The 20,479-nt window shown below is 73.3% G+C and carries 15 protein-coding genes; 3 read left to right on the forward strand and 12 right to left on the reverse strand.

From position 1 onward, the window contains the following. Nucleotides 1-4 precede the first annotated feature (4 nt). The 12 genes from ACWCXH_RS10825 to ACWCXH_RS10880 all read right to left on the reverse strand — a co-directional run bounded on the left by ACWCXH_RS10825 (nt 5) and on the right by ACWCXH_RS10880 (nt 14,999). A complete protein-coding gene (locus tag ACWCXH_RS10825) occupies nt 5-256 on the reverse strand; it encodes an acyl carrier protein (protein WP_449801047.1) in 252 nt (83 codons plus the stop codon). Between the two features lie 64 nt (nt 257-320). Beyond that, on the reverse strand, nt 321-1,691 hold the full coding sequence (locus ACWCXH_RS10830; RefSeq protein WP_449801048.1) for a condensation domain-containing protein: 1,371 nt from the start codon (nt 1,689-1,691) through the stop codon (nt 321-323). After that, nucleotides 1,679-3,961, reverse strand: a complete 2,283-nt coding sequence (locus ACWCXH_RS10835; protein WP_449801049.1) for a peptidase domain-containing ABC transporter — start codon at nt 3,959-3,961, stop codon at nt 1,679-1,681. The genes ACWCXH_RS10830 and ACWCXH_RS10835 overlap by 13 nt, the downstream gene beginning before the upstream one ends. Nucleotides 3,962-4,497: 536 nt before the next feature. Further along, complete coding sequence (locus ACWCXH_RS10840; protein WP_449801050.1) at nt 4,498-5,400, reverse strand: class I SAM-dependent methyltransferase; 903 nt, start codon at nt 5,398-5,400, stop codon at nt 4,498-4,500. Between the two features lie 70 nt (nt 5,401-5,470). After that, complete coding sequence (locus ACWCXH_RS10845) at nt 5,471-6,706, reverse strand: cytochrome P450 (RefSeq protein WP_449801051.1); 1,236 nt, start codon at nt 6,704-6,706, stop codon at nt 5,471-5,473. Nucleotides 6,707-6,717: 11 nt separating this feature from the next. Further along, complete coding sequence (locus ACWCXH_RS10850) at nt 6,718-7,791, reverse strand: Gfo/Idh/MocA family protein (protein WP_449801052.1); 1,074 nt, start codon at nt 7,789-7,791, stop codon at nt 6,718-6,720. Between the two features lie 10 nt (nt 7,792-7,801). Further along, nucleotides 7,802-8,635: a phosphotransferase gene (locus tag ACWCXH_RS10855; protein ID WP_449801053.1), complete on the reverse strand. Its 834-nt coding sequence runs from the start codon at nt 8,633-8,635 to the stop codon at nt 7,802-7,804. Between the two features lie 43 nt (nt 8,636-8,678). After that, entirely contained in the window at nt 8,679-10,286 is a 1,608-nt protein-coding gene (locus ACWCXH_RS10860; protein ID WP_449801054.1) for a B12-binding domain-containing radical SAM protein, read from the reverse strand. Between the two features lie 46 nt (nt 10,287-10,332). After that, nucleotides 10,333-11,598: a B12-binding domain-containing radical SAM protein gene (locus ACWCXH_RS10865; RefSeq protein ID WP_449801055.1), complete on the reverse strand. Its 1,266-nt coding sequence runs from the start codon at nt 11,596-11,598 to the stop codon at nt 10,333-10,335. Then, entirely contained in the window at nt 11,595-12,737 is a 1,143-nt protein-coding gene (locus tag ACWCXH_RS10870) for a Gfo/Idh/MocA family oxidoreductase (protein ID WP_449801056.1), read from the reverse strand. The genes ACWCXH_RS10865 and ACWCXH_RS10870 overlap by 4 nt, the downstream gene beginning before the upstream one ends. After that, on the reverse strand, nt 12,734-14,392 hold the full coding sequence (locus ACWCXH_RS10875; protein WP_449801057.1) for a hypothetical protein: 1,659 nt from the start codon (nt 14,390-14,392) through the stop codon (nt 12,734-12,736). Before ACWCXH_RS10875 ends, ACWCXH_RS10870 begins: the two co-directional genes overlap by 4 nt. Nucleotides 14,393-14,768: 376 nt before the next feature. Then, nucleotides 14,769-14,999, reverse strand: a complete 231-nt coding sequence (locus ACWCXH_RS10880) for a hypothetical protein (RefSeq protein WP_449801058.1) — start codon at nt 14,997-14,999, stop codon at nt 14,769-14,771. Nucleotides 15,000-15,183: 184 nt separating this feature from the next. Here ACWCXH_RS10880 and ACWCXH_RS10885 point away from each other — a divergent pair, with 184 nt between their 5' ends. The 3 genes from ACWCXH_RS10885 (at nt 15,184) to ACWCXH_RS10895 (ending at nt 20,431) form a co-directional block, all read left to right on the forward strand. Next, nucleotides 15,184-16,056 carry a response regulator transcription factor gene (locus ACWCXH_RS10885; RefSeq protein ID WP_449801059.1) on the forward strand — a complete coding sequence of 291 codons (873 nt, stop codon included), beginning with the start codon at nt 15,184-15,186 and terminating at the stop codon, nt 16,054-16,056. 321 nt (nt 16,057-16,377) lie between these two features. Next, on the forward strand, nt 16,378-17,271 hold the full coding sequence (locus ACWCXH_RS10890) for a hypothetical protein (protein ID WP_449801060.1): 894 nt from the start codon (nt 16,378-16,380) through the stop codon (nt 17,269-17,271). Between the two features lie 412 nt (nt 17,272-17,683). Further along, nucleotides 17,684-20,431, forward strand: coding sequence for an SdrD B-like domain-containing protein (locus tag ACWCXH_RS10895; protein WP_449801061.1), 2,748 nt, complete (start codon nt 17,684-17,686; stop codon nt 20,429-20,431). The last annotated feature ends 48 nt before the right edge of the window (nt 20,432-20,479 follow it).

The following is a 20,479-nucleotide window of genomic DNA, read 5'->3' on the forward strand; positions in this document are numbered from 1 at the left end:
TTCCTCAGCGTTCGGGTGTCGACGGGACGGGGACGGCAGCCTCGGCCAGGGCTTCGGCGAGGGCGGCGAAGTCCGGGAGTCCGACGATCAGTTCGGTGTCGACCTCGACGCCCAGGAGCTCCTCCAGCCGGACGGCGAGTTCGACCGCGGTGATGGAGTCACCGCCGAGGGAGAAGAAGTCGTCGGCCGGTTCGGCCGGCCGGCCGAACACCTCGCTCGCCGCGGCCAGGACCGCGTCGATCGGTGCGGGGGGCATGGCACCTCCTGTGGTGCGTGAGGGGCGGCGTCCGTGACGGACCCGACAAGGGATTGGGACGTGCTCAGAGCGCGGCTCCGCGCCCCTGGCCGACCGCCCGGGCCGTGGCGGCGGCCGCGCCGAGCACGTCGTCGAGGACCGCCCGCGCCAGCGGCCGGCCCACCCGCTGCCCGTCGTAGCGCAGGCCGATGAGCAGGCGGTCGCGGAACTCGGTGCACCGCAGGTGCAGCGCGTGGATGTCCGTGACGGCGATCCGGCGCAGGTCGTAGGCGTCGGCGGTGATCCGCAGCGGGCCGGCGTCCCGGGAGCCCGCGTAGTCGCCGTCGAACCGGCGCAGGTTCACGTAGATGTCGCGGCCGACCGGGGTGCCGTGCCGCGCCTCGGTTTCGCTCGTCACCGCCGTGATCTCCTCGGCGGTCAGCCGCTGGTGCCGCAGCGCGTTCAGCAGCTGGGCGCGGACCCGGCCCCGCACCGCGTCGGGGTCGCCGCCCGCCTCGGTGACGACCAGCGGGCAGGAGGCGGCGAACATCCCGACCACGTCCCGGTCCCGGGACGGCCGGGAGTCCATGGAGGTCCACAGCCCGACCTCGGCCCGGCCGGTGCGGGCGGCCAGCGCGTGGACGAACGAGCCGACCGTCCACTGCAGCAGGCCGAGGCGGCGCTCCTCGCAGGCGCGGCGCAGCGCCACGGTGGTCCGGGCGTCGAGTTCGGCCTGGAGCCGCCCGGCCTCGGTGGCCGTCGCGCCGTCCGGACGGACCCACGCGGTGCGGGCCAGGAATCCGAGGCGCTCGCTCCAGTCGGCCAGCGCGCGCTCCCGCTGGGCCGGGGTGGTGCCGGCCCGCTGCCTGGCGGCGGCCTGCGCGAACGACGGGGCGCTGTCCGGTACGGGCTCGCCGCGCCGGACGGCCGCGTAGTCGCGCCAGACCTCGTGGGCGAACAGGTGGTGGGCCCGGCCGTCGAAGACGAGGTTCTGGAAGGTCGCGAGCAGCGCGTGCCGGCCCGCGTCGTACCGGAGCAGCCGGATGGTGAACGGCCGCTGCTCCCCGTACTGCCACGGGGTGACGCAGTCGCGCGAGAGCAGTGCCGAGACGTAGCGGGAGAACTGCTCGGGCGAGGTGGCGCCGACCTTCTGGCACTCGACGACCTGTTCCCGCGCGTCGATCGGCCGGGTCCACTGCAGGGGGTGCGGTCCGGGGTCCGGGGGCAGTTGCAGGTGCAGGGCGTCGTGCCGGGTCACGAAGGCGCGGACGGCCGTCAGCAGCGCGTCGGTGTCGAGGTCGCCGAGGAGCTCGAAGCCGAGCCGGACGTTCTTGTGCGCCCAGGCGTCGGTGCGGGTCTTGGTGTGGAACCAGTCCTGTTCGTAGGTGAGGGGCACCGGAGTGCCGGGCGCCGGCCAGGCCGGGGCCGGACCGGGTGCGGCCGTCAGGTCAGGCACAGGTACTCCTCCCCGCTCTCCTTGAGGGCGGCGGGCGCGCCCGCCTCGACGATCCGGCCGTCGCGCATGACGATGACCTGGTCGGCGTCGTCCAGGACGGTCAGGCGGTGGGCGATGACGACGACGGTGATCCCGGCCGCGAGCAGGCCGCGCATGATGGACTCCTCCAGTGCCGGGTCCAGGGCGCTGGTCGCCTCGTCGAGGATGACCAGCTTCGGCTGCTTGGCCAGCGCGCGGGCCAGCACGATCCGCTGGCGCTGGCCGCCCGACATCCCGTGCCCGCCGGGGGCGACCAGGGTGTCGTAGCCCATGGGCATGGCCCTGATCTCCTCGTGGATGTGCGCCAGTTGGACGGCGTTCTTGAGGTCGGCCTCGCTGATGTCCTCGCTGCCGAGGAGGATGTTGTCGCGGATCGAGCCGCCGAAGAGGTGCGCGTTCTGGTTGACGTAGCCGATGCGGCGGCGGTACGTGGGCCGGTCGAGCTCGTCGAGGCGCATGCCGTCGACGGTGATCGTGCCGCCGGTGGGGAGGTACAGCCCGGCCAGCAGCATGCCGAGGGTGGACTTGCCGGATCCCGAGCGGCCGACGACGGCCACGAACTGCCCCGGCCGGATGTCGAGTTCGATCTCGCCGAGGGTGGGCCTGGGGGCGCCGGGGTAGCGGAACGAGACCTCCTGCGCCGTGATGCGGCCCGGTTCGGCGACGCCCGTCCCGACCAGGGCGCCGCGCGGTTCGGGGGCCGCGCGCAGGACGTCGTCGAGGCGGGCGAGCGTGGGCCGGACGGCGGCGAGTTGGGAGCCGGCGTCGAACATCCCCTGCATCGGGATGAACAGGGCGATCGTCAGCGTCATGAAGCCCATGGCCTCGCCCAGCGAGTCACGGCCGGTCAGCACCAGCCAGATCCCCGCGAGCAGGACGGCGAGGGGGGCGCCGAACTGCACCGTGCGGCTGACGGAGGAGAAGAGGGCGAGGTTGCGGCGGGCGCCCAGGCGCTTGTTGACCTCGTGGACCAGCGTGTGCGACCAGCGTTCGGCGGCCCGGCCCTCCAGGCCGCTGGACTTCAGCGAGGAGATGCTCTCCAGCATCTCCACCAGTTCCTCCTGCGCCTTGGTCTGGCGTTCGAGGACCTCCTGGCTCAGCTCCGTCTGCCGGCGCCAGGTGATCACGAGGAGGCCGGCCTGGGCGGCGACGAGGGCGGCGACGAGCGCGGCCATCGGCGGATTTGCCAGGAGGATCGCGACCAGGTACGCGACGACCAGCACGCTGTCGAGCGCGGCGGAGACGGCGGTCACGCTCAGCACCTGGATGAGGACGTTGCTGGCACGGGCGCGCATGGCCAGGTCACCGGGGTTGCGCACGGTGAAGAAGTCGTAGGGCAGGTCCGCCATGTGACTGACGATCCCCAGGGTGAGCCGCTTCTCGATCACGGCCTGGCGCTTGGCCACCAGGACCGACCTGGCCAGCTGGAGGAGGAAGAAGAGGGCCCCGAGCCCGGCGAGCAGCGCCCCGGCGCCCCAGAGCGTGGCGGTGGAACCGTCGGGCACCACCCGCTCGACCAGGATGCCCGCGGTGAGCGGCAGCGCGAGTTCGAAGGCCATCAGCCCGGCGGATGCCGCGAGGAGGAGCACCAGTTCCCGGCGGCCCGGCAGGAATTGGCGCAACCGGCGCCAGGGGCTGCCGGGCTCAGTGCCGCGGGCGGCCGCGGACGTGCCGTCCAGGGGCGGGTCGAACTCCAGCGCCACCCCGGTGAAGGACTCCGCGACGGAGGCCCTGCTGAGGCGGCGCCGGCCGTACGCGGGGTCGACGACGTCCACGTACTCCTTGCCGGCGCCCTCCAGGACGACGAAGTGGTTGAAGTTCCAGAACAGGATCGCGCCGGGCCGCAGTCGCCGCAGGGCGTCCAGGTCGGCGCGTACGCCGCGGCCCTTGACGCCGTACTCGCGGGCGATCTCCAGCAGGGTGCGGGCCGACGCGCCGTTGCGGCCGGAGTCGGCGCGGGCGCGGATCGCGTCGAGGGACACGTCGACGCCGTGGTGGCGGAGCACGGTCACCAGGGCGGCCGGTCCGCAGTCGCTGACCTGGGTCTGGAAGCAGACGGGCAGCCGCTTGGTGCCCGAGCGACCGGGGAGCCGTTCGCGGACGGCCGCCATCCGCTCGGCGAATCCCCTGGGCCGGGGCGGGGCGGGAGTGTGGCCGAGCACCGGCCCGAGGCCGTCGCGCCTGCGGTGGTGTTCCAGCGCCTCGGGCCGGAAGCGCGATTCACCGGTCATCGATCCCGATCCCTTTCCTTGCGCATCACCGGCGTGCGCCGAGAGGACTCGTGTGGTGAGGAGAACCCCCGACACACGCCGGTACTGGTGCGTCCCGGCGGAGGGACGCGCAGGCGGTGGACTCAGGTCCTCCGCGGTGGGCCGGGCGGGATCACCGCCCGGCCGGAGCACACCGTCGTCAGATGACGCAGTGGGCGGCGATGGAGAACTGGCCGCCGACGATGTCGTCGAGCTCCTCGTCGGACAGCTCGGTGATGTCGATCTCGTCGAAGTTGTTCATGACGATTCCCTTCTGATGGATTTTTCCCCGACGCTGACGCAACAGGGTTGTATTCCGGTCGGGCTGACCGGATGTCAAAACTCTAAAACTGCGGGAGTCGGACGGGCAAGGCCGGATTGGCAATTTCTCGAAAATTGTCCGGCGTCCCGGAATTGGGCATGCAAAAGCGGCCGGAGGTGCCGGCCGGGAATTCGTGAATTCCCGGCCGGCGTCGCCGGCAATGCAAAAGGTATTTCCTGCGGAGGGTTTCCGGGGATCAGCGGCGGCAGACCGCGAAATGCGCCGTGAGCACGTACGGCAGGGTCCCGTCGGGGGCGCGCAGCGGTGCCAGGGCGCTCTCGGCCGCGGCGCGGGCGGCCGGCAGCCGATCGGGCGGGACGCTCTCCCAGAAGGCCCGCGCGGCGGTCGACCAGGTCCACGCCCACCAGTGGTCGGTGTCCCGGAACGTCGCCTCCAGACGCTCCTCGTACAGCTCGACGGTGGCGAAACCCGTCTCGTGGGCGAGTTCCCGGACGAGTTCCGGGGTCCGTGGCCGGCTCTGTCCCGGAACGGCGGTCTCGATCTCCTCGCGCGTGCCCGAGCCGAAGGGCCGGGTCGCCTCGACCACGCGGTCCCACCCGGGCGCCTCCGGCCCCCACCAGGAGACCGCCAGCCGCCCGCCGGGGCGCAGTGCCGACCGGAACCCGCGGAAGACCCGGTCGGGCCGGCGGAGAAAGGTGAGCAGCATGCCGGCCGTGACCGCGTCGAATCCGTCGGCCGGCGGGCGGAGGACCGCGGAGGGCGCGTCCTCGACGTCGGCGACGTACGTGCGCATCCAGTGCAGCCGGTGTTCGGCGGACTCCTGCCGTACGCGCTCGACCATCTCCGGGGAGACGTCGACGCCCGTGACGCTGCCACGGGGGCCGACCGCGTGGGCCGCCGGGAAGAGGCTCGCGCCGGTGCCGCACCCGGCGTCCAGGACGTGCTCGCCCTCGGCGATCCGGGCGTGCGTCACCAGGAGGCGGCCCGCGGCGGGGAGGAGGTCGATGCCCACGCGGTCGTAGGTGGCCGCGGCGCGGTCGAAGAGGCCCGCGATGCGGCCGCCGTCGCCGTCGAGCCGGGGCGCCCCGGCGGGCGCTCCCCGGGAGGTGTCGGGCGGGGCGGGGGTGGGACTGGGCATGGGGGTGACTCCTTCCCCGCGGGCCGACGGGCCCGGGGTCGACGTTCTGTGCGGGCGGCGCCGGGACCGGCTAACGGACGCGGACGCGAAGCCCGAGGATGAGATCGGCGCCCAGCGGCGCGGCCCGCCGGAAGGTGGCGGGGTCGTGGCTCACGCGGGTGCCGTCCGTCGCGAGCACCCGGCACAGGGCGTCCGTCGCGGCGCGCGCCAGGGTGGCGCCGACGCAGTAGTGGGTGCCGGCGCCGAAGGCGAGGGGACGGGCTTCGCGGGCGCCCGGCCGCCAGTCGAGGGGGTCGGGGAAGACCGTGGCGTCGAGGTTCGCGGCGGCGAGGATCAGCATGACCCGCTGCCCGGCGGCGACGTGGTGACCGGCGATCTCCATGTCCTGCAGGGCGTACCGGGGAGCGAACCGGAACGGGCAGCTGATCCGGAGCACCTCGTCGGTGAACTCCCCGTGTGCGCAGGCCCCGTGCGCGGAGGCGGGGCCGGCCTCCGGGTCGGCGACGGCGGCCATCCGCTCGCCGCCCCGCATGACCATCTCGGTCAGGACGGCGCCGAGCGGGTCGATGGTTCCGGTGACGATCTGCGCGGTCACGGCGACCGCGACGTCGTGCCCGAGCCGGGGATCGGCCGCGATGTCCCGCAGGATCACGGCGAGTTCGCCCTGCGCCCGGTCCAGGATGTGCTCGCGCACCTCGGCGCGGGCGCGGTCCAGCGCGGCGGTCGCCTCGCGCGCCAGGTCGTCATCGGTGTACGACCTGGGCTTGGCGAGGTAGGCCATCAGCCCGTCCGTCGCGCGCGCGAGGTCCGCCATGCGGTCGGTGCTCGTGCCGAACAGCCGGGCCAGCACGGACAGCGAGTAGGGACGGCAGAAGTCCGCGATCCAGTCGCACTCCTCGCCCCTGTCCCGCAGCCCGGTCAGCAGGGCCCGGCACTCGTCCTCCAGCCGCGGGACGAGGGAGGTGACGTTCCTGCGGTCGAGGGCCGGGCGGAGGCGGGAGCGGATGTCCTGGTGGTAGTCGCCGGAGCTGAACACGGGCCACAGGGCGACGAAGTCCCGCACCGGCCGGTGCAGCGCGATCTGTTCCTCCGACAGGCCGGTGCCGGCGAGGGGGTCGCGGATGGTCGCACTGGTCAGCCCCGGGTGCAGCAGGAGCTCCCGGACGAGGTCGTAGCCGGTCACGAACAGCGCACCGGTGCGCGGGTCCTTCATGGCCGGGACCGTCGCCATGGCCGCCAGGGCCTCGCGGGGGTCCTTCGCGGAATAGTCGCCGTAGAGCAGTTCGGCGAGCTCTGGGCTGGGCATCGAGGTCTCCTTCATGGCGCGCCGGGGCCGTCCGGGCGTACCGGCCGTCCCGTGCGCGCGGATTCGTACAGGGCGAGCGTGAGGGCGAGTGAGCGGCGTGCCTCGGCCCCGTCCACCAAGGGGGGCCGTCCCTGTTCCACGGCGTCGCAGAAGTCCGCGAGCTGGTCGCGGTGGGGTGTGCCGGGCATGCCGGTGGGGTCGCGCGCGTCGTCGTACCGCAGGGGGAGCTCGGCGGCCCGGTTGCCGGCCCCGTACGCGCCGTACGGGTCCCCGTCGTCGCCGTCCGCGCGGGTGTGGAAGTAGGCCATCCGGTCGTCGTCGAGGACCGCGGAGCCCCGGTCGCCGTGGACCGCCAGCCGTGCGGTGCGCCCCGGGTACGCCGCCGTCGTGGCGAGGACGGTGGCCAACGCGCCGTTCGCGAAGCGGACCACCGCGGCCGCGGTGTCCTCCACGTCGATCCCGTGGTGGGCCAGGAGCGCCGTGCGGGCCGTCACCTCGACCGCCTCGCCCATGACCCACTGGAGGAGGTCGAGGGTGTGGACGCCCTGGTTCATGACCGCCCCGCCCCCGTCGAGGCGGCTCGTGCCGCGCCACTGCCCGGAGTCGTAGTAGCCCTGCGACCGCCACCACGCCACTTCCGCGTGCGCGGAGGTGAGGGTGCCCAGGGCGCCCTCGCGGACGGAGTCGTGCAGGAACCTGGCGGCGGGGTCGAACCGGTGCTGGAGGACGACCCCCAGCGTGCGCCCGGTGGACCCGGCCGCCCCGATCAGCCGGTCGGCCGCGGCCAGGTCCACCTCCAGGGGCTTCTCCACCAGGACGTGCTTGCCCGCCCGCAGGGCGGCCTCGCCGACCTCGGCGTGCAGGCCGCTGGGCACGCAGACGCACACCGCGTCCAGGTCGGGCCGGGCGAGCAGCTCGCGCACCGTCGCGTGCCAGTCGCAGCCGTGCTCGGCCGCCAGGGCGCGGGCGCGGTCCGGGCCGCGGCCCGCGACGGCCACCAGGGTGGCCTGGTCGGGCAGTCGGGCGAGGGTCCGGGCGTGGACCCCGCCGATCACTCCCGCTCCGATGATGCCGAATCTGAGCATCCTGTCCTTCCTACCGAACGCGCCGAGGGGCTTCGAGCGGATCGTTGATGAGCGGAGCCTCGACGGGCTGCAGCAGCGCTGCGGTGAGCTCGTCCCGGTGCGCCTCCGTCCAGCGGGCATCGCGTTCGACACCGTCGGCGAGGCCCGACTCCACCAGCCGGACGAAGGCCGGCTCGCCTTCCGCCGCACGGCGCCGGATGAGGTCCAGCGTGAAGCGGATCCGGGCCGTGGCGGCCTCGGCCAGGCCCGCGCGCCGCGCCGGCGCCAGCCCGTACCCCTCGACCAGCAGCCGGAAGCGGTGCCCGCGGTCCGGCGGCGTGGGCCACCCGAGCGCCGCGCACCCGGCGTCGTCCGTCAGGGGCGCGAACTGCCAGGCCGCCTGCGCCAGATCCCACTCCGGGGTCTCGCGGCCCGCGGCCTCCCAGTCGATGAAGGCGACCGGCCGCCCCGCCACGAAGACGGTGTTGCGCGGAGCGATGTCGTTGTGGCACACGACCGTCTGCGCACCCGACGTGGCGCGTTCGTGTGCCCAGCGCGCGGGCTCCGGCGAGAACCCCTCGGCGGCCCGGTGCATCCGGCGCATCAGACGTCCCACCTCGAACACCGCGCGGTCCGGCAGCTCTGCCACCTCCGCGCCCTGCGGCACGTGGCCCTCGACGTGGTCGAGGACCTCACGCCCCTCCTCGTCGAAGCCGAACGCCCGTGGGGCACCGTCGAATCCGACGCGCTCGAAGTGGGCCAGCAGCCCGTGGACCGCCGGGGTCCACGGACCGGGCGGGCGGCGCACCGTGTTCCCGATGCGCACCACCGTCGACATGCCGACGTGCTCTTCCCCGTCCTTCACCGCTGCCGTCCTCCCCGCGCCGTCCCGTGCCCCCATCGCTCGCTCACGGGCGGGCACCCGCCAGTGCCCGCCCGGCCGTGGGCTCCACGCCCAAGTCGCGCAGCAGGCGCATCTGGTGGTGGATCTGGCGCGCCCCGGTGTCGATGTCCGAGTGCACCCGGGGAGCCAGGGCCAGGCGCTCCATGCACTTCTCCACCCGCAGGTTCTCCCGCCGGCTGCGCTCCGGCATCAGCCAGTGGTCGAACTGGTGCTGCCACAGCAGCAGCACCGCGTCGTCGTTGCGCTCGCGGATGTCGTCGAGCGCGTCCAGCTGCAGCACCCGGGCGTCGTCGCTGTTCATCCCGATGTGCGACCACCAGGTGTGGGTGTCGTCGGGGTCCTCGACCTCGATGCGCAGGCGTTCCCGGTCCTGCCACAGCGGCATGGTCTCGTCGGAGATCGAGAAGAAGTTGAGCATGAAGTGGCCGGAGTACTCCTGCATGAGGAAGTCGCGTGTCTCGCCGAAGAGTTCGGGAGTCTCGCCCGGGTACCCGATCATGAAGAAGACCACGTAGCCCAGCTCGCTGTCGCGCAGCGCGTGGAAGGCCCGCCGGTTCTGCTTCGCCGAGACCCGCTTGCTCATCAGCTTCAGGACCTCGTCGCTCATCGCCTCGAAGCCGATGTGCAGTTTGTAGCAGTGAGCCTCCAGCAGGGCGTCCACCAGCTCCGCGGAATCGACGGTGTTGGCCCGGCTGAAGCCCTCCCAGCGCACCCCCGCCGCCGGCAGGATCTCCAGCAGCCGCCGCAGTCGGGTGGGCGGGACGGTGAAGGTGGAGTCCATCGCGGAGATCGTCTGCGCGCCGTTCTCGGCGGCGTAGGACATCCAGTCGTCCCGGATCTTCTCCGCGGACTTGTAGCGCCACTTGGGGGAGGCGGCGGGGAACGAGCAGAACTTGCAGTCGAAGGGGCAACCGCGCATCGACTCGTACGGGACGATCGGGTACCGGCCCTTGAGGCGCGGCGACGGCTGCGCGTCGAAGTCCAGGTACTCCAGCGGGTTCACCCGGATCCGCTCGCCGTCACGCCACACCGCACCGGGGACGGCCTCCAGGGAGCGGTTCGCGCCCACGGCCTTGAGCACGGCGGGCAGGGCCTGCTCGCCGTCGCCGCGCACCACCGCGGTCACGCCGGGGAAATCCGACATCACCTGGAGGAACTTCAGGTTGGTGTACTGGCCGCCGCAGACGACGGGGACCGAGGGCAGCCGCTCGGCGATCCAGTCGATCACCCTGGCGAAGATCGCCTTGCTCCACATGTAGGTGGTCGACAGCAGGACGACATCGAAGTCGCCGGGCGGCAGCACGGCCTTGCCCGACCACACCCCCGCCAGGTCCAGCAGCGTGTAGTCCTGCTCCGCCTCCTGGAGGATCGCCTCCAGCGTGAAGGTGGTCAGGTGGGGGACGGAGGTGGTGCGGGGGCGGCACAGGGGACGCCGCCCGCCGTCGGCGGTGTAGCTGAAGTCGGCGAAGTCGAGGTCCGCGCAGCCGGCGCGCTCCAACATGGTGCGCGTGCGGGCGTCACGGCCGGTGCCGCTGGTGTCGAACAGCGATCCCCGCAGGTAGTCGAGATTGACGTAGCTCGGTCCCAGACCGCACATCAGTAGCGCGCGCACAGGCTGTCCTTCTCCTCGGCTTCGGTGGCGGGATCGGTGGCGGGGCTCACGCGGCCGCCATGGCGTTGCCCAGGTAGTTGGGCAGGGCGGTCAGCCGGTCCCACTGGGCGTCCAGGTCCGTCGGGTACTGCGCCCGGTAGCGCCGGGTGACCTCGGCGACCTCGGCCCACGACGAAGGCGTCCGCCCGCCGTTGTAGCGGGGGGCGAGCCGGTCGTAGAGCGAGGTCCCCGGACGCAGGACGAGCTGGTTGAGCCCGAAGTCCACGGGCAGTGAGGCCGCCCAGTCCACCAGCTCCCCGTTGGCGCAGGCCGGGTCGTCGGGCAGGCCCAGGAGGATGAAGGCGAAGGGCTTGATGCCGGCGTCCGCGAGCTTGTGGACGGCGTCGGCCACCTTCTCCGGCGGCACCCGCTTGCCGACACCGGTGTCGGCGACCCCGGGGGACTCCGCCCCCAGCCACATGCCCCGGCAGCCGGCGTCCGCCCAGCGCCGGACGTCGGTGCGCAGCACCACCTCGGCGCGGGTCTGGCCGGTCCACTCGACCCCGGAGCCGACCAGGCCGGAGCACAGGTCGTCGTAGAACGTCCGGTGCAGCCCGAAGACGTAGTCCAGGAAGAAGACCGACTCGGTGCCGCGCTCCCGGAGCGCGGTGATCTCGGCCAGCGTCTGGACGACCGGCCGGTCCCGCATCCGGGCGCCGAAGGGCAGGTGGCAGAAGGAGCAGCCGTAGCTGCAGCCGCGCACGCCCATCACCAGCCCGCACGCCGCCCGGCGGGTCCGCCCGTCGACCACGACCTCCGCGGTGTAGGCGAGGGGATCCGTCAACTCGTAGGCAGGCAACGGCCATTGGTCGACCGGGAGGTCCGGGTAGGTGCCGGCCGCGGGCAGCACGGGGGTGAGGGCGCGCCGGTGCAGCACGTCCCGCACCGCCTGGACGGCGGCCGAGTCGGCCTCGCCCCGGGCGACGAAGTCGACGCCCAGCTCGCGGTGGCAGGCCTCCGGCAGGTGGGTGGCGTGCGGTCCGCAGGCGAGCACGGGCACGCCGGGCCACAGGTCGCGCACCTCGGTCACCGCGTCCTTCACCGGGCCGAGGTCCAGGGGGTAGCACTGGGCCCGGTCGGCGACGGCGGTGACCACGACCACCAGGTCGGGGGCGTCCTGGTCGGCGGGCAGCGGGTGGAGCCGGCGGTCCCACAGGCCCACCTCCACGCCGTCCTGCCGCAGGACCGCCGCGGCGTTGAGCACGTCCAGCGGCTGCTGGAGGAAGTGGCGTTCGAACTCGTCTTGGGGGACGACGAAACACACCTGGGTCATGCGGACTCCTGTCGGGGCGAGAAGACGGACTCGGCCGGCCTGCCGGGCGGGCGCCCGGTCCGGTCGGCGCCGACCAGGGCCGCCTCGGCGCCCCGCGGCCACACGACGCCGATCAGGGAGGCGATCCGGTGCAGCGTGCGCAGGTCGGGTGGCGGGCAGGTGACGGCCGACAGGGTCGCGAGCATGCCGGTCCAGGCGTTCTCGATGAGCGGGTCGACGACCTCGATCCGGCGGTCTCCGGCCGAGGTCCGCACCGTGATCCGGTGCACGTCGCGGCGGACCTGCTCGGGCGCGGGGCCCCCGAGCGGTTCAAGTTCCGCGGTGAAGTGGGCGGAGGCCGTCTCCACCCGTACCAGGCGCTGCCGTTCCCCCACCGCCGTGGGGTAGTCGCGGGTCCAGGCGGGACGGGGGAGCGCGGCCTCGGCGCCCTCGCCCGCCACGGTGGAGAACAGCTCCAGCGCCACACCGCGCACGGTGGCGCGCTCGTGTGCGGCGGCCAGGACGAGCTCGGGGTCGTGCGCCACGCGCAGCGAGCCCGGCGCCACCGGGCCGCGCAGGTAGGCGTCGTAGCCGGCCGCGGGCAGGAAGTGCCCGAGCGCCGCGAGCATGTGGAGCCACTCGTAGCCGAAGACGCCGTGGTCCCGGTCGACGAAACGGCCCCGGGCGACGTCGGGCCTGCGGTCCTTGGCGAACACGACGCGCAGCGCCCGGATCGGTTCGCCCGGGGCCTCGCGGGCGACCAGGCGTGCCATCGAGGACAGCACGGCGGCCTCGCGGTACTGGTTCATCACGACGACCCTGGCCGCCGGCAGCGTGGCGAGCAGTTCGGTGAACGCGGTGGTCTCCGCGGCGCGGCAGGCGGGCTTCTCCACCACGATGCGGGCCGCGGCGTCCTGGGCCAGTACCGAGGCGACGACGGGCAGGTGGGTGTGCGTCGGTGTGCACACCACCCACACGTCGATGTCGCGGACGTCGGGGACCTGTCCGATGCTCCGCCACCACGACACCCGCGGGGCGGGGGGCCGTACCGGATCCGGGTCCAGCACGCTGACCTTCAGGCCCAGCCGGGTGAGGACCTCGGCGTGCAGCCTCCCCACGCTGCCGTATCCGACGACACAGGCGTGTCCGCGCCCGGTCACGGGCGCTCCTCCGGCTCCGACGCGCAGGTGCGGTCGGGGGCCGCCTCGGCGATGTACGTGTCGTAGTACGCCTCGAACAGGCCCGCCGACCGGACGGCCTCGTCGACCTCGCGCACGTGCACGCCGGGGGCGAGCGTGTCGGCCCGGCGGCACAGCTCGCGGACGGCGATCAGGGTGCCGGCCCGGTAGGCGTCGTAGCCGGAGTTGGGGATGCCCTCGTAGTCGAAGAGGTTGAGCGAGCGGCCGTCCCCCAGGAGCGTGGCCGCGCCGCCACCGGGGAGGCGGTAGCGGATGCCGACCCCGGTCAGCGCATCCTCGGGGGTGCCCGCGCCGCCGGTGCTGAGGATGCTGAAGTCCTTGGTGGCGAAGCCGGCCAGGAGCACCCCGTCGGGCAGGAGCGGCAGGTCCTCCGGACGCAGCAGCGGCTCGCCGGTGCTGCCCGTCACGAGGAAGGGCGCGCAGCGCCGCAGCGCGGCGTGCAGCGTCGGCTCGGTCTCGAAGCCCTGCTCGGCGGCCTGGATCAGGGCCAGGGTGTCGGTGTCCACCACGGTCACCCGGCAGCCCACGGAGCGCAGTCGGCGCGCGAGCCGGGAGCCCAACGTGCCGAACCCGACGGCGACGACGCGGCGCCCGATGAACTTCTGCCCCGGCAACAGCTCGCGCAGCCGCCGGAGGCAGGAGTCGGCGATCTCCTCGTACGACAGCAGGCTCTTGAGCTGGGAGCGGGCGACGTTGAAGACCGGAACGGCGGGCGGCGGTCCGGCCCCGATCCGCTTGAGCCCGCTGACCGTGAGCTCGACCACGGCGTCGACGGGTTCGGTCACCAGCCGGGACGGTCCCGCACCGCGGGCGAGCAGTCCGCCGTCGTCGACGACCAGCACCCGGCGTCCGGCGCGGTGGGCGGCGGCGATGAAGCGGTCGACGTCGGCGGCCACCTGCCGGGCGGCGGCGACCTCCTGGCCGGGGGCGGTCCCGTCGATGACGGAGTTGTCCAGCACGGCGCTGCGGTAGCCCCGGGCGCGGAACCAGGCGTGCACCCGGTGCCGACCGGACGTGCGGTCCCCCTTGGCCAGCGCGTAGATCCACTCCTGCGGGATGCCCGCCCGCTCCGCCGCGAGGAGGAAGCCGACGCTGTTCTCGACGTAGTGGTCGCGGAAGACGAGCGCCCAGTCCTGGATCTGCTCACCCCGGTCCGCGAAGTGACGGAGCAGCGGCATCGAGGACCACACGCCGTCGGCCTCCTCGGCGGTGAGCCGGTCGGCCCGTTGCCGCACGGCCGCGACGATCACCCGCACCGGTTCGGGCAGCGGGGCGCCCGCGGGTGCGTCGGTCAGCACGGCGGTCCGCCAGAGCCGGGGCTCCGGCACGACCGGATCCAGGGTGCGGTGCCGGGCGGGCGCGGCCGCTTCCACGGCCAGGTGCACGCGGTGACCCGCGAGCCGGAGGCCGATCACGCCGGCCAGGGCGTCCGTCCCGTCGGCCTCGTGCCAGGCCGCCGCCGCGAAGCGCGGGCCGAGGGCCTCGGCGACGGCCTCGCGCACGTCGACGGGGGAGGCCGGTCCCGTCACGGCCTCGATCAGCCGGAGTCCGGCGGACGCGCCGTCGGCGTCGCCCAGCCCGGTGTCCGGGCCGGCCGTTTCGACATCGGTGGTCACCGCGCCACCTCCGTTCGGGCGGCGCCCGGCGCCGCACCGGTCCGGCGGAGCCACGCGTGTGCACACAGGGGCAGATCAGTCAAAACGGTCTCCTTGGAGCGGGCATGACGAACGGGCGCACCTCGCGCTCGGCGTTCGGCAGGGAGCGTCGACGGGGGCCGGGGTGAGCAGAAGGGCGCGTGAATGCGTTCCGGTCCGGGCCGGTGACGGCGGTCGGCCGATGGCCGGACCGCGGGAACCCTGGAGCTGCGAGACGCCAACGCCTCGTCAACGGGGTGCGTCGGCGGGAGCGTCGACGCCGGTTCCTCGATCGCGGGGGCGGACAGGGGGCGCCCCCGCGATCGACGGACCTGCCCCTTGGTTCAGGGCGGTGTCGCTACTTGATCTGGGTGGGGCCGTTGATGCACTTGCCGTCGGGGCCGTGCCAGCACTCGCCCCAGGACGTGTTGCGGATCTGCGGGGCCGAGTGGGAGGGAGCGGACTGCGCAGCCCGGGTGGCCGTCGACGAGGGCGCCGTCGACGTGGCGGCGACGGCGGGTGCCGCGAGGGCCCCCAGGGCGGTCAGGGTCGTGAGGGCACCGGTGGCAATGCGGAGAAGACGGTTCAAAACAGGATCCTTCAGATCAACTGGCGTGGAACAGGAGCGAACGGCGGGGCCGACGAGAAAGCGGAGCGTTCGCTTGCCGATATCTGGATTGTTTCCCGCGCGTCGCCAACCGACCAGGCGCGATGTCCGTCATTAAAGTGTCAGGGCACTAACGGGACAGGGGGAGGAAATGGGGGAAACGGACATGAAAGACAATCCAGGTGCGCTGCGACCGGAGGTGCACCCCCACACGCCCCTGGCGGACCTCGCCGCCGAATTCGAGGCCCGCATCGCCGCCGAGACCGTGGCCCACCAGCAGCGCCTGGCCGCCCTGCAGGAGGACATCCAGCGCCTCACCCGCCTCGCCCGCCCCGGCATGCCCGGCGCCGACCCGGAAGCGGTGACGGTTCTGCCGGACAAGAGGGCGGTCCACGTACTGCTGGAACAGGAAGCCGCCCGCTGCCGCCGCGAGGTGATCGCCTGTCAGCCCGGCGACGTCTCCCGCAGCCCCGCCAACCTCGAACCGGCCCTGGGCCGCGACCGCGCCCTGCTCGAACGCGGCATCCGCATGCGCACCCTCCAGCAGCACTCGGTCCGCTTCCACGGCCCCACCCAGGCCTACGTCGAGGCCGCCACCGCCCTGGGCGGCGAGTACCGCACCGCCCACGAGCTCTTCGGCCGCCTCATCCTCTTCGACGACAACGTCGCCTTCCTGCCCACCGACACCACCACCTGGGGCGCCGTCGTCGTCCGGCAACCCCATCTCATCGCCTACCTGCGCGGCATCTTCGAACAGGCCTGGACCCACGCCAGCGTCTTCACCGACCCGACCACCCGCGGCGCCGGAGGTCTCGAACAGGCCGCCCGCGACATCGACACCACCCTGCTGAGACTGCTCGCCGCCGGCCTCAAGGACGAGACGATCTCCCGCCGCCTGGGCATGTCCCTGCGCACCGTCCGCCGCCGCGTCGCCGACATCCTCGAACGTCTCGGCGCCGAAAGCCGCTTCCAGGCCGCCGTCATCGCCACCCGCACCGGCCTCCTCGACAGTCCGGGCGGCGATCCGGGCAAGCCGTGATCCGCGTCACGTCCGGCCCGCCCGGTTTCCTTGTGTGCACGGAACACCGCAGGCCGGGATCCCCCGGATTCCGGACGGGCCGTCACGGACGGCGCCTGGGGGACGGTGCTCAAGCCGGACCCGGCCCCGGGCAACTCTCCCTGCCGCACCTCCTGGATCACCGACGTCCGCGTCCAGCCCGGCAGCAACGGCACGAGCCCGGTCGCCGTCCTCGGCCGGCGCGGTGGCACCCAGACCGACGACCTCCCGCATGACCGGGACCCACCCTTGGGCGTCGACCGTCTAACATCGGCGGGTTGCCGAGGTGAGGACGGGGAGCCGATGAGTGGTCTGGGGCGGCTGATGGGCGTGGCGGCCGAGCGGGGCGAGGCCGGGTGGCAGGCCGCGCTCCGGGGCGGGCGGTCGGTGGCGGGCGGGCGGTGGGCGCTCGCGGCGCTCACCTCCGTCGCCCCGCCGCCCGTTCCCGTCACCGAGCCGTGGAAGCTCTCGGTGGGCACGCTGCTCGGCCGCCACCCCCGGACTCCCGCCGCGGTGCACAAGCTGCTCGGGCTCCTCGACGGGCTCGGCGCCGTGCACCTGGGGCCGGTGAAGGCCGGATTCGACGGCGAGGAGATCGAGTGGGACAAGGTCGTGGAGGTGCGCACCCGTAACGCCTTCGAGGTGCTGACCACCACGGCCCTGGAGCAGGAGGTGGACAAGGTCCGCGAGTTCCTCCCGCCCGTGCCCGGCCGCAAGTGGGCGGTCACCAAGGTCGGCGAGGCGCTGGCCACGGTCGTCCTGGCGGCACTCGAACGCGGCTCGGTCGAGCAGCGCCTGGACGAACTGGCCGTGCCCGCACGGATCGTGTACCGCGGGCTGCTCGGCCGGCAGCGCACCCTGGACGCGGGCTGCTTCGCCGTCGCCACGCTCGTCGTCTCCGGCCAGGTCACCGAGAGCCTGATCGCGACCGCCCGGCGTCGCGGGATTCCCGTCCGGCCCGCCGAGGAGGCCGTCAAGCCGGCGCAGGCGGCCCACGTCGCGGTGCTGCGGGACCGCACCGACGCCGTCGCGCGCCTGCTGAGCCGCATCGAGCGGCCGGGCGGTCCGGAGACGGCGGAGGCGGAGCCGGCCGATGTGACGGGGGCGACGGCGGAGGCGGGGACGGGCCCGGTCGACGTGCCGGAGGCGACGCGGCCGACGGCCGACCGGCCAGCCGGAGCGGGTACCCGATGGTGAGCACGCAGACGGTGGCCATCGCCGTGTCGGCAAGAGCGGTGTCAATTCGCCGCTGACGGTTCTGCGCCGGAAGTGGCCGGTGGGGCAGGTGTGTTGAAGTCGGTTGTGAACAACTGTCAGGGGAGATGTGCGCAATCGCCGAGGTGTTCGAGCGGCGACCCCTGTTTGTGTCTGATGTACCGTCAAAGTTCCTGTTCTTCATCCTGGTTGTGTCAAGTCGCCTTAAGCTCCGGTTAAGGATGGCGGCCTGCCGCCATTCCGTGAACTCTCCAACGAGGCGGGGCCGCAGGGCCCTTCTGAACGATGAGAGCAGGGGATGACAACGACCGACGAAGAACCGAACGGCGCCGCGCGCGGTCCCGGCCGACGGAGACCGGGCAGGTCCGGCCGCCGTGCGGCGGGAAGCGTCGCGGTGCTCGCGATCGGGGTGGGCAGTTGCTCGCTGCTGGCGGCCCCGGCCGCGTTCCCGCAGACGGGCGACGGATCCGTGACGGTCCGGGTGATCCGGGCGGTGGACGCGAGCGGCGTGTGGACGCCCGCGCTGGAGCCGGGCATCGCGGGCGTGAAGGTGACGCTCACGGACGACGCGGGCGTCGGCATCGAGGGCACCACCGCCGCCGACGGCACGGTGACCCTGGCCCCGGCCGCGAGCAAGGCGGCCGGCGGCAAGTACCGCGTGCAGGTGGTGAATCCGAAACCGGGCGTGCTGTTCCCGGCCTTCGCCTCCCGCCAGGGGCTGGACGGCGCGCCCAAACAGCTCAGCAGTAACGAGGAGTTCGTCGACCTCTCCGGCGGCAAGAACGTCTCCTACACCACCGGGCTCTGGTACCCGGGGGACTACTGCCAGAAGAACGCGACGCTGGTGACGACCTGTCAGACGTCCAACCGCGAGGGCGGGGCCCAGCGCACGCTGGTCTCCTTCCCGTACAGCGCGCGCGGCCAGGACGGCGTCGACGTCAAGGTGACGAACCTCGCCACCAACGCCGAGACGGGCACGCTGTACGGCATCGCCTGGAACAAGGCCGACAAGCGGGTCTTCTCCTCGGCGGTGGCCAAGCGCGGCACCGACTACGGCCCGGGCGGTGCGGGGGCGGTCTACGTCACCGACCCCGCACAGAAGAGGACGACGCTCTTCACCACCGTGCCGAACGCGGGCAGCACCGTGCACGGGCCGGGGACGGACGACGCCTTCCTCGACGTGCCCGGCAAGGAGAGCCTCGGCGGCATCAAGATCACCGAAGACGGCAAGGACCTCTTCGTCGTCAACCTCAACGACCGCAAGCTCTACCGCTACGACGCCACCGTGTCGACGGCCTCGGCGCCGAAGGCGTCCTACGCCATCCCGGACCCGGGCTGCCCGGCGGAGGGGGACTGGCGGCCGTTCGGCCTCGGCCTCCAGGACGGCACCGGGTTCCTCGGCGGGGTCTGCTCCGGCCAGTCCACGGGCAAGCCCGCGGACATGCGCGCCCTGGTCCTGCCGTTCGACCTCGCCACCGGGGCGTTCCGGAAGGCGGTGCTGGACCAGCCGCTGGACTACCCGCGCCTGTCCACCGTGGGTGGGGGCCCGTGCGACGGCGCGGGCTGGTTCCCGTGGACGAGCACCTACCCGACCACGCAGAACGGGAAGGCCTGCGGCAACGCCACCATGGCCAACCCCGAACCCGAGTTGGGTGAGGTCGGCTTCGAGACCGACGGCTCGATGCTGCTGGCCTTCCGCGACCGCTTCGCCGACCGCGAGCCGGGCGCCCCCGCGCCGGGCTCGGTCTTCAACGTCATGTCCGGCGGCGACCTGAACAAGGCCTGCCCGTCGAACGGCACCTACGTGATGGACACCAACAACGGCTGTGGGAAGTCCCCCCGGGGCACCCGGTTCTTCGACACCGCCTGGGCCGCGGTGGGGCACCACAACACGGCGTTCGCCGGCATGGCACTCTCCAAGGTCGAGACCACCATCGCGACGTCCGCCTTCGACCCCGACCACACCCCCGTCGGCTACGGCACGTCGTTCCTTCAGCGTGCCGACGGCAAGCAGGACCCGAAGTTCGGCCTGAGGCTGACCCCCAAGGGGACCGCCGCCCCCTTCGGCAAGGGCGCCTCGATGGGCGACCTGGAGGTGCTCTGCGACCAGGCGCCGCTCCAGATCGGCAACCGGGTCTGGTACGACCCCGAGCGCAAGGGCATCCAGAGCCCGGGCCAGCGCCCGGTCCCGGGCGCCACCGTCAACCTGTACGACGAGTCGGGCAAGGTCGTCGGCACGACGAGGACGACGGCGCGCGGCGAGTACTACTTCGACGACTCGAACGTCACCGGCGGCCTCAAGCCCCGGACGAAGTACACGATCCGGATCGACAACCCGGCGGACTACGCGAATGGCGGCCCGCTCCACCAGTGGGTGCCCACGGACGCCGACGTCGGCGACAACCGCTTCATCGACTCCAAGGGCATCGTCCCGGCCGGTGCGAGGTTCCCCGAGCGGTCGCTCACCACCGGCGGACCGGGCGAGAACGACCACACGTACGACTTCGGTTACCGGCAGCAGGAGGGCGCGCTGCGGGTCGTCAAGCACGACCAGGACGGCAAACCGCTGGCCGGGGCGAAGTTCCGGCTCTGGAAGGAGACCAACGGCACCGACGGCCTCCAGACCAGCGGGACCAAGCCGGACACACCCGTCGGTGAGCCCTGCACGACCGGGGCGGACGGCGTGTGCCAGGGCAGCGGCACGCCGGGGACGTACTACTGGCAGGAGGTGAGCCCGCCGGACGGCTACTCCGCGCCGGACCCGGCGGTGTCCGAGCCGCTCGTGCTGACCGCGGACAACCTCGACGCCGGGGTCTCGGTGACGATGGTCAACCGGCTCATCCCGACACCGACACCGACGCCTACCCCGACTCCCACACCCACGCCCACGCCCACACCCACGCCGACTCCGGTGCCGACCGGCTCGCCGACACCGCCGGCGCAAACCGTCCCGGCCGTGCCCGGCAACCCGGGCAACCCGGGCAACCCGTTCCCGCCGGCCGCACCGCGCCCGGCGCCCGGCACGCTGCCCGGCACCGGTGCGAGCCAGGCGATTCCGCTGGCCCTGGCCGGTGCGGTCGTGCTCGCCGCCCTCGGCTCGGCGTTGCTCGTGCTGACCCGCAGGCGCAGGTCCAGGCGGTAACGGCCCGGAAGGGCCCGATCGGGCGGGTTTCCCGGAGTGTCCGGGAAA

This window comes from Kitasatospora sp. NPDC001660 (assembly GCF_053596725.1).